This is a genomic window from Synechococcus sp. CS-205 (assembly GCF_025128255.1).
Lineage (GTDB): Bacteria > Cyanobacteriota > Cyanobacteriia > PCC-6307 > Cyanobiaceae > Regnicoccus_A.
The window spans coordinates 1-8,242 of the sequence record NZ_JAHLZB010000003.1; the positions used below are offsets into that span (position 1 = coordinate 1).

The window sequence follows — 8,242 nt, forward strand, 5'->3', positions numbered from 1 at the left end:
CCGTTCCCGCAACCCAGCAAGCTCAGTGGCCAGAGCGGTGAGCTGTTGCTGCAGCTGCTGGCTCTGTTCCTGCTGGACCATGACCAGCGCACTGACACTGGCAGGTGTCGCCAACCAATCCGTTTCTGATATTCCGGCCGTAGGGGTGGGCATCTCATGGAGTCTCTGCCTGAGATACAAGCGGGAATTACCGTGCCGTCAAGAGATCAGCAGGAGCGGAGTTCCTGGCGAGCCATCCCGACCCCTGAATGGATACGTGCTGGTTTTCAGAGGCGAAGGACTGCTTTAGTCACTGGGATGTGGAGCACTATCGGCCGAAGAAAAGCGCCAAAGATCTCGATGGCACCTCCCATGAGGGCTACTGGTGGCTTGCCTTTGCCTGGGAGAACTACCGGATCTGCGGCAATGCCGGGAATCGCAAGAAAAGCACTTTCTTCCCCCTCCGAAATGGCTGTGCCCGTGTTGGTGAGAATGGCGACATTCGCTACGAAGTGCCCATGCTGCTCGACCCAGTCGACGAAGACGATCCGGTCTTGCTCTTTTTTGATATCGAAGGGCACGCTATCCCCGCACCGCACATCAACAATGACTGGGAGAGGTCTCGGGTGGAGTATTCGGTTGAGCGCTACAACCTAGACTTTCCACCACTCATGGATAAGCGCAAAACTGTCTGGGCAGAGTGCTGGAACCGAGTGCAGGAGTATCGGCGGGAGCTTTGCATGTGCGAGAAGGACCCAACAAATGCTGTAGCGTGCGACCGGGTAAAGCAGGCCGCAAAGCGCATACGGGTGATGATGCGAGAAGAGCAAGAGCTTTCGGCGGTTGCCCGCGCATGCGTCCAAAGCACAGGAGACGAAAGGCTTGCGGGATTTCTGAGGTCCTCTTGATAATGCGCATGCCGACGGACCACTGGCCGCCGAGGTTGGAGATAGTGTCTATAAAATTACAAGCAGTTGAAGTGGTTGCTCGGCGATGCCAATGCAGGCCTTCTATCAGCTTTTCTTCAATAGTTAATATCGAACTAAAACCCCTTTTCTATCACATGCATATCGCCTTTGTGCATGCTCTTCAGATAATCCTGATTCACCTGGATGAGACATGGGTGGCACTGGTGAGAGCAGCCGCTTCCTCACTTTGGCCACCCGCGCCGTTTATTCATTCTCCGGTTTTCCTTATCACCCGCTCCACCACCTCTACCTCCACCATGACGGCTACCCAACCGGCGCTGCCTGGCGCTTTGCGGCAGCCCTGCATGAGGCCCCCGATGCCTCCAGCTTCCTAGGCGCCTTTCTGAGTATCCAGCACCAAGCCGAACCCCTGGCCAGCCCGGACCAGGCGGCCGATGCGGAGTACCGCTACCGGGTGCAGCTGCTCCCCGGCACCGACCCCCAGCTTCAGGTGCAGTGCTGGCGCCGGATTCCAGGCGGCGCCAGCTGGATCCCCCGCTGCGGGCCCATGCCGGTGGCGGCCTTCATCCAGCGGTTCCTGCCAGGTGATCCGCTTTGATCCGGCTAAGCGCCTGCGCACCCTGGAGCAGCGCGGCCTGGATTTCCTCGATGCTGAGAGCGCTTTCGCCGGCCCCACGAGCCAGTTCCCTGATCGACGGCGAGACTATGGTGAAGTCAGAATCGTTTGTGTCGGCTTGCTTCGGGGCCGCGCTGTGATCGTGGTCTACACAGAGCGCAACGGCATCAGGCACATCATCTCCATGCGAAAGGCCAATGAGCGAGAACGACTTCGTTTTTTCCCCCACTTCTCCTGAAGGCGAGATCCACTCTGATCTTCCGCGCGTGGATTCCCATGTCATCCAACCCGAAGAGTATGAGGAGATCCCTGCAATCACGGAGGAAGATCTCACGCACGCCGTGATCAAGCGCCCTGGCCAGCCGGATCAGCCTTTTCTGGCCAAACCAAACGAAGCATCTTGACCCATCGGCTTCAGTGCCTCAAGGCTTCCCGGTGGGCACTCAAGAACGCTTCCTGCTCGCGGCTGAACGGCCGGATCAGATTCGCCCCTCCGATGCCCCAGCAGTGCAAGGCCTCCCCAGCCGCCTCGTGCTGCCAGATCAGCTGTCCGCCCCCATCGAAGCTGATCCAATGGCGGTCAAACAGTTTGTCTACATGGGGGGAGAGCAGCAGGCCATTGGATCCGCTCAGCCGCTCGCTGTTGTCGCAGGATCGCCAGGCTTTGATGTGGCTCGCCACCAGGAACTCCTGCCGCGCCAGCCCCGTGACCCGGCAGGCCGGCTCCAGCTCCGACACCCGATGGCGAAACAATCCCTGCCCCAGCCGCGCTTTGGTGAGGGCATCGCGCTCGGTGCTGCTGGGTACCTCCCGCAACCGCTGCATGTCATCGAGCAGCGCGGCGGTGTACTCCCCCTCTTCCGCCAGCACCACCAAGTGCACCCGCACCGCCGGATCGGCGTGCTCCTCGATTAGCCGGAGCAACAGCAGCCCCAGGCTTTCGCTCAGCCCGGCCAGGTACACCCCCTGGTTGCCCCGGCCGGTGCTGGTGCTGATCGGGCTGTGGCGTTCCGGCAGCAGCGGTTGCAGCAACGCAAAGAACGTCTGGGGTACCAACGCCTGGCGCAGCGGCTGCCAGTTCACCCGCACCAGCCAGCCCTCCTGGCTCCAGTTCTCCCCCGCTGAGCCGAACTCCGGCGGCTTGGCTGCAGTGACCGCTGCCGTTTCCACCAGGCCCAGCTGGCTGATCCGCCCCTTGGCATAGCTGAACACCACATCCCCCCGCTGGCAGCGGCTGAGGTTGTCGTAGGTAACGTTGCGGGCGCCGTTGGCATTCGCCTTCGGCGACCAGATGTAGCCGCCGTCGGTCTCCTGCCGGTAGGTCTGCTTGTGGTTCACCCACCAGTAGGAGGGCACGGATTCAGACAGTGCTGGCCTCGTTGTAGCCGGGGTGGGGCGGTGTGTCCTCGGGTGGGCTGTCTCGATGGAATCACCTCCTCACCCCGTTGCTCGCGGAACCCGTCCAGCCGCTGGCGGCACAGCGACAGCAGCGCCGATCAGGGTGTAGAGCCCATCGCCGTAGCGGGTGATGCCGTTGCCGGTGAGCACGCGGCCCACCATCCGTTTCACCCGTTCCGTGTAGTAGTCGATCTGGGTCACGTCCTCCCCCAGGATTCGCCGGGCGATGTCCTGCGCCGGGGCGGGGCTGCGGCGGCCCAGCAGTTCCAACCGCTGCGCGCAAGCCTTCGGCTACAGCATCAGCGGTTGGTCGATGGGGCTCATGCGCATCCGCTTGGCGATGTAGTCGCGGAGGCGCTCGTAGGCGGGGGAGGGGTGCCGAACCATGGGGGCATCCTGGCTGGGTGAGACGGGGGTGGCACTGATGGAGAAGGAGCTATGCCCCCCTTCCTCCATTGACCCCACTCACCCGATGGGACCGACGCCAGGCCTCCCTGCTGAGCCGGCCCAGAGGCATGGAGGTAGACACTGTCTACCCATGAAGCTAGGCTGCAAGGAGGTTTGCGGCACGGCCGTGGCTGCCACTTCCCGCCTCAGCTGGAACCTGCGGGTCTCGCCCGACGATCAGGCCCTGATCGATCGCGCCGTCCGTGCCTCCGGGCTCACTCGAACCGACTTCGTTCTGCAGGCGGCCCGCACCGCCGCCCGTGAGCTTCTGGTCCAGCAGAGCTGGCAGTCCGTGTCGTCCGAACAGTTCGACCAGCTTCTCCGCCTGCTGGATGCTCCCCCAAGCCCCAGTGACCGCCTGCAACGCACCATGACCGCGCCGAGGCCCTGGCAACGCTGATGGAGCTGCTGGCGCCGCAGCCCCTGGCCAGCCACCACAGCACAGTGGGCTTCGACTGCGGCGACACCAGCCTGGATCACTGGCTCCGGCAGCGTGCCCTGCCGAATCAGCAGAGCGGTGCGACACGCACGTTTGTGGTCTGCGATGGCGACGGCACCGTCAAGGCCTATGTGGCTCTGGCCTCCGGTGCCGTGGCGGTGGCCAGAGCACCCGGGAGCTTTCGTCGCAACATGCCCGATCCCATTCCGGTTGTGCTGCTGGCACGGCTGGCGGTCTGCCGCAGTGTGCAAGGTCGCGGCATCGCGCGTGCCCTGCTTGCCGATGCGTTCGAGCGGGTCCTTCAGGCCAGCGAACGGATCGGCGTTCGCGGCATCGTGGTCCACGCTGCTTCCGCGGACGCCCGCAACTTCTATCTGCACATGGGTTTCGATCCCTCACCCATCGATCCCGACACCCTCCTGATCCGTCTCTCGGATGTGGCGGCAACCCTGGGGTTGTGAGCGGCCCTAGATGGAGGCTTCGTAGCCGTAACCCTCTCGCCGCTGATCAGCGAGGTTCCGCTGTTCCTGTTCCGGGTGATGACCTGCGCCGGGGCTGGGCTGGTTGTTGCCTGGCAGATCCGTGGCCCAGCAGTTCCATGAGCATCAGCGATTGATCGATGGGGCTCATGCGCATCCGCTTGGCGATGTACTGCCGGAGGCGCTCGTAGGTGGGGGAGGGGTGTGGGGGCATGGGGCAATGGTGGCGGGGTGAGACGGGGGTGGAACTGTCAAAGGAGAAGCCTCGCTGCCGTGGCGCTCACGCGCTCTCCTTCACCCCACAAGGGCCTGGCGCCCAGAGCCCATCAGCGGGCCAGCCCCGTGGGCACGTAGCACGCGCGCTAACATTGAAGGGCCGTTTCGGCTTGAGTACTACAACGCTCGAGTTCGCGAGGACATCGAGGTGGACATCCCCTATCAACCGGTCATCCGCGATCGCGGTGCCGAACGCGCCCGGCTCGATCAGGTGCCGGGCTACAGCGAAGCGCGGCAGGAGGCCGCCGTGGAATTCCGTCTGCTCAGGCAGCTCCTGGAGGCACGCCAGCGGGCCGGTCTCACCCAGGAGGAGGTCGCCGTGCGGATGGGCACCACGCGCAGCGCCATCAGTCGGCTCGAGGGATCCCGCAAGCACCTGCCCGCACTGTCCACGCTCCGCCGCTACGCCGATGTGCTCGGCTGTGATGTGGAAATCCAGCTGGTGCCTCGAACCCCTGATGAAGCTTCACCGCCTTGGTGAGTGGCGGTGGAGGGCATCGAGGTGCTGGCGGCACAGCTGCAGCAGCACGTCGCACCCCTCGCCATAGCGGGTGATGCCGTTGCCGGTGAGCACCCGGCCCACCATCCGTTTCCCAGGATCCGCCGGGCGATGACCTGCGCCGGGGCCGGGCTGGCTGTTGCCTGGCAAATCCGTGGCCGAGCAGTTCCATCAGCATCAGCGGTTGATCGATGGGGCTCATGCGCATCTGCTTGGCGATGTACTCGCGCAGGCGCTGGTAGGTGCTGGAGGGGGGCGGGGGCATGGAGGGATGGTGGCGGCTGCCGGCCGACCGGGCCAGGTTTGGTTTTGGGCGGCCCGTCAGGAAGGAGCCCCTGCTGGGATCCCTTCTGGCGTGGGTGTGATGGGGCTGCAGCATGTCGGCGAGGGGTGTCGGTCCCATCGCCCTCGACGGTGATGCAGTCCAGAATGGAGCCATGGCTGCCCCTTCGACCCAGGAAACCTCCCTCTCCCAGCGGCTCCAGGGCGCCCGTGAGGAGGTGCTTGCCGTGGCTCACCGCCATGGGGCCAGCAACCTGCGGATCTATGGCTCGGTGGCCCGCGGCCAGGATCGGCCCGGCAGCGACCTTGACCTGCTGGTGGATCTGGAGCGGGGCTGTTCCCTGCTGGAGGTGATCGCTCTCCAGCAGGAACTGGAAGCTCTCTTGAATTGCCAGGTGGATCTGGCGGAAGCTGCGCAGTTGCATCCTTTGATCCGCGATCAGATCGTTGCGCAGGCCAAGGCTTTGTGAGCAAAGATCTCCTTTACCTCAGCAGCATCTCCGAAGCCCTTGAGCGCATCACTCTCTACACCATGGAAGGCCGCTCAGCTTTTCTTGCTTCCACGCTTGTGCAGGATGGAGTGATCCGCAACTTGATCGTGGTCGGCGAGGCCGTGAAGAATCTTTCGGTGGATCTTCGCGAGTCCGAGCCGTCAACTCCTTGGAAGTCCATCGCCGGCATGAGAGATGTTCTGATTCATGATTACTTGCGTGTGAATCTGGAGCAGGTCTGGGAAGCCGTGGCGCGTGATCTTCCTCCCCTTGGTCTCACCGTTCGATTGCTGATTGAGCGGCAGAGCAATGGCTGAACACCAGAGCCACCATCGCCTACCGCCCAGGAGACGCACCATGAACCCCCTTGATCACGACGAGCAGGAGATCCTGGAGGCCTTCGAAGCGGGCACTCTCCTTTCGGTGACTACGGCTGCCGAGCGCTCCCGCCTGGAAGCCTCCGCAAGGTCAACGGCCACCAAGGATCAGCGCATCAACATTCGCCTCACCAGTGAGGATCTGGGCGACTTGCGTGCCCGTGCCCTGCAGGAGGGCATTCCCTACCAGACCCTGATCAGCAGTGTCCTTCACAAGTACGTGTGCGGCAGGCTTCTCGATTGACCCTGAGCGTGTGGAGCTTCGTGGTTTGGGGCGGCCCGTCAGGCCATCGCCCCTGCTGGGATCCCTTCTGGCGTGGGCGCGTGGCGGCTGCAGCCAATCCGGTTGCGGGTGTGGGTGTGCCGCCCCAGTCCCCTTCATCCGCACGACCGACGGGCAGGCCAAGGCTCAGTCGTGCTGTTTGCCCTTGAACCCCCCCCCCCCCGAACGCCTCTGCGAGGGGAATCGTCATCAGCTGTGCGCCGGGGAATCAGATGCCCATGCGCATGAAACACCGTCTGCCCCGCCGCCTCGCCTGAGTTCAGCCCCCCTCTTGCGTTGAGCAAACCAGCCCAGCCGCTGATCGTGGCGTCCTGGGCGCTGAGCTGCTCCCGCCGCAGCTTCAGCAGCTCCAGCCCGTCGGCCCCATGACGACGCGGGATCACCAGGCTGTGCCCCTCGCTCACCGGGTAGGCATCGGCGATGCCGAGCGCCAGCTCGTTCTCCAGCAGCACCCGGCCGCTGCCCTCCAGCGCGCAGAACACACAGCCCGCTTCGCGGTGGCCGTAGCTGGCCTGCACGCCGCGGAAGCAGAGCGCCTGCAGGTTGGTGATGGCGTCGGAGCCGCCCTGGTTTTTGGGGATGATGTGGTCCACCTCCAGGGCCCGCTGGTGCGGGATTTGCTGGGCAACAGCCTGGCGCCGCAGCACTCGCAGCGGCCCCGTGCCCTGGTGAGCACCCGATACTTCACCGAGCCGCTGATCGGGCTGCGGTGGCGGCTGCGGTGGGCAAGGTGCTCACCATCGGTTGCCCAGGATCCGCCTGGCCACGTCCTGCGCTGGGGCGGGGCTGGCTGTTGCCTGGCAAATCAGTGGCCCAGCAGTTCCATGAGCATCAGCGGTTGGTCGATGGGGCTCATGCGCATCTGCTTGGCGATGGTGTGCCGCAGGCGCTGGTAGGTGGTGGAGGGGGGCGGGGGCATGGGGGATCCTGGCGGTGCGGGGTCTGTGCTGGTACGGGGTGTGATGGGGGTGGCACTGTTGAGGGAGAGGCCCAAAAGATCCCCATGCCAGCGTCACAACCAGCTCACGGTCGTGATCTGCTGTCCCCCTTAGGCTGGGGAAGCCAGGAAACCGTCATGACAGACCAGCTTGGGCGCATCACCATCAACCCTGAGATCTGCCATGGAAAACCAACCATCCGCGGGTTGCGTTATCCCGTGGAGATGGTGCTCGAACTGTTGTCAGCTGGGATGAGTGCGGCTGACATTCTTGCCGATTATCCAGATCTCGAGGCTGAAGACATCACGGCAGTGCTTGAGTACGCAACCCAGCTTTCCCGAATTCAGCGAGTTGACGTCCTCTCTGCATGAGGATCCTGCTGGATGCCCAGCTGCCACGATCTCTCGTTCGGCCGCTGGAACAATTGGGTTGCGACGTCCTGCACACCCTTGATCTGCCTGATGGGAATCGCAGCGCCGACAACATGATTGCCTCCATTGCCGACAGCGATGGGAGAGTTGTCTTCAGTAAGGATGCTGATTTCGTCCGCAGTCATCTCTTGCGCGGCAATCCTGCCAGACTTCTGCTTGTGGCCACGGGCAACATCGGCAACCAGGATCTCACCGCTCTGCTGCTTCGTGTTCTGCCGGAGCTGAGCCGGCTGTTTGAAACCCATGTCCTCATCGAGCTGAGTCGGAAGGCATTGGTTGTTCGGCATTGAACGTCAGTGAACTCGGCGCCGATGACCCGCTTGACCACCTGGCTCATGGGCATCCATCTCTCCAGTCCCATTGCCCGGCTTCGACCGC

The 8,242-nt window shown here is 63.6% G+C and carries 16 protein-coding genes; 12 read left to right on the forward strand and 4 right to left on the reverse strand.

What is annotated here, in order from left to right; translation table 11 throughout:
• The first annotated feature begins 299 nt into the window (after positions 1–299).
• The 4 genes from KQ297_RS00115 (at position 300) to KQ297_RS00130 (ending at position 1,928) form a co-directional block, all read left to right on the forward strand.
• Positions 300–887 carry a hypothetical protein gene (locus KQ297_RS00115; protein WP_259737632.1) on the forward strand — a complete coding sequence of 196 codons (588 nt, stop codon included), beginning with the start codon at positions 300–302 and terminating at the stop codon, positions 885–887.
• A gap of 211 nt (positions 888–1,098) precedes the next feature.
• Entirely contained in the window at positions 1,099–1,506 is a 408-nt protein-coding gene (locus KQ297_RS00120; RefSeq protein WP_259737633.1) for a hypothetical protein, read from the forward strand.
• On the forward strand, positions 1,493–1,762 hold the full coding sequence (locus KQ297_RS00125) for a BrnT family toxin (RefSeq protein ID WP_259737634.1): 270 nt from the start codon (positions 1,493–1,495) through the stop codon (positions 1,760–1,762). Before KQ297_RS00120 ends, KQ297_RS00125 begins: the two co-directional genes overlap by 14 nt.
• Complete coding sequence (locus tag KQ297_RS00130; RefSeq protein WP_259737635.1) at positions 1,722–1,928, forward strand: hypothetical protein; 207 nt, start codon at positions 1,722–1,724, stop codon at positions 1,926–1,928. Before KQ297_RS00125 ends, KQ297_RS00130 begins: the two co-directional genes overlap by 41 nt.
• A gap of 10 nt (positions 1,929–1,938) precedes the next feature.
• Here the strand turns inward: KQ297_RS00130 and KQ297_RS00135 are convergent, their stop codons facing one another.
• Complete coding sequence (locus KQ297_RS00135) at positions 1,939–2,880, reverse strand: HNH endonuclease (protein ID WP_259737636.1); 942 nt, start codon at positions 2,878–2,880, stop codon at positions 1,939–1,941.
• Positions 2,881–2,961: 81 nt separating this feature from the next.
• Positions 2,962–3,192, reverse strand: coding sequence for a hypothetical protein (locus KQ297_RS00140; RefSeq protein WP_259737637.1), 231 nt, complete (start codon positions 3,190–3,192; stop codon positions 2,962–2,964).
• 304 nt (positions 3,193–3,496) lie between these two features.
• On the opposite strand from KQ297_RS00140, the gene KQ297_RS00145 reads away from it, so the two are divergent.
• From KQ297_RS00145 to KQ297_RS00155, 3 genes are all read left to right on the forward strand, one after another.
• Complete coding sequence (locus KQ297_RS00145; RefSeq protein WP_259737638.1) at positions 3,497–3,769, forward strand: DUF1778 domain-containing protein; 273 nt, start codon at positions 3,497–3,499, stop codon at positions 3,767–3,769.
• Positions 3,769–4,269 (forward strand): GNAT family N-acetyltransferase, encoded by a 501-nt coding sequence (locus KQ297_RS00150; RefSeq protein WP_259737639.1) that lies wholly within the window; start codon positions 3,769–3,771, stop codon positions 4,267–4,269. Before KQ297_RS00145 ends, KQ297_RS00150 begins: the two co-directional genes overlap by 1 nt.
• Before the next feature lie 442 nt (positions 4,270–4,711).
• Entirely contained in the window at positions 4,712–5,044 is a 333-nt protein-coding gene (locus KQ297_RS00155; protein ID WP_259737640.1) for a helix-turn-helix transcriptional regulator, read from the forward strand.
• On the opposite strand, the gene KQ297_RS00160 is transcribed toward KQ297_RS00155, so the two are convergent.
• Positions 5,030–5,212 carry a hypothetical protein gene (locus tag KQ297_RS00160; RefSeq protein ID WP_259737641.1) on the reverse strand — a complete coding sequence of 61 codons (183 nt, stop codon included), beginning with the start codon at positions 5,210–5,212 and terminating at the stop codon, positions 5,030–5,032. The two genes, KQ297_RS00155 and KQ297_RS00160, sit on opposite strands and share 15 nt — an antisense overlap.
• Positions 5,213–5,499: 287 nt before the next feature.
• Here KQ297_RS00160 and KQ297_RS00165 point away from each other — a divergent pair, with 287 nt between their 5' ends.
• Genes KQ297_RS00165 through KQ297_RS00175 form a run of 3 tightly spaced genes read left to right on the forward strand, consistent with a single transcriptional unit; the run spans position 5,500 to position 6,456 of the window.
• Positions 5,500–5,814, forward strand: coding sequence for a nucleotidyltransferase family protein (locus KQ297_RS00165; RefSeq protein WP_259737642.1), 315 nt, complete (start codon positions 5,500–5,502; stop codon positions 5,812–5,814).
• The gene (locus KQ297_RS00170) at positions 5,811–6,152 is read left to right on the forward strand and encodes a DUF86 domain-containing protein (RefSeq protein ID WP_259737643.1); all 342 of its coding nucleotides are present in this window, start codon (positions 5,811–5,813) and stop codon (positions 6,150–6,152) included. The genes KQ297_RS00165 and KQ297_RS00170 overlap by 4 nt, the downstream gene beginning before the upstream one ends.
• A gap of 40 nt (positions 6,153–6,192) precedes the next feature.
• A complete protein-coding gene (locus KQ297_RS00175) occupies positions 6,193–6,456 on the forward strand; it encodes a hypothetical protein (RefSeq protein WP_259737644.1) in 264 nt (87 codons plus the stop codon).
• A 134-nt stretch (positions 6,457–6,590) separates the two neighbouring features.
• Here KQ297_RS00175 and KQ297_RS00180 read toward each other — a convergent pair whose 3' ends face one another.
• A complete protein-coding gene (locus KQ297_RS00180; RefSeq protein ID WP_259737645.1) occupies positions 6,591–7,142 on the reverse strand; it encodes an HIT domain-containing protein in 552 nt (183 codons plus the stop codon).
• Positions 7,143–7,570: 428 nt separating this feature from the next.
• On the opposite strand from KQ297_RS00180, the gene KQ297_RS00185 reads away from it, so the two are divergent.
• A complete protein-coding gene (locus KQ297_RS00185; protein ID WP_259737646.1) occupies positions 7,571–7,804 on the forward strand; it encodes a DUF433 domain-containing protein in 234 nt (77 codons plus the stop codon).
• A complete protein-coding gene (locus KQ297_RS00190) occupies positions 7,801–8,154 on the forward strand; it encodes a DUF5615 family PIN-like protein (RefSeq protein WP_259737647.1) in 354 nt (117 codons plus the stop codon). The genes KQ297_RS00185 and KQ297_RS00190 overlap by 4 nt, the downstream gene beginning before the upstream one ends.
• The last annotated feature ends 88 nt before the right edge of the window (positions 8,155–8,242 follow it).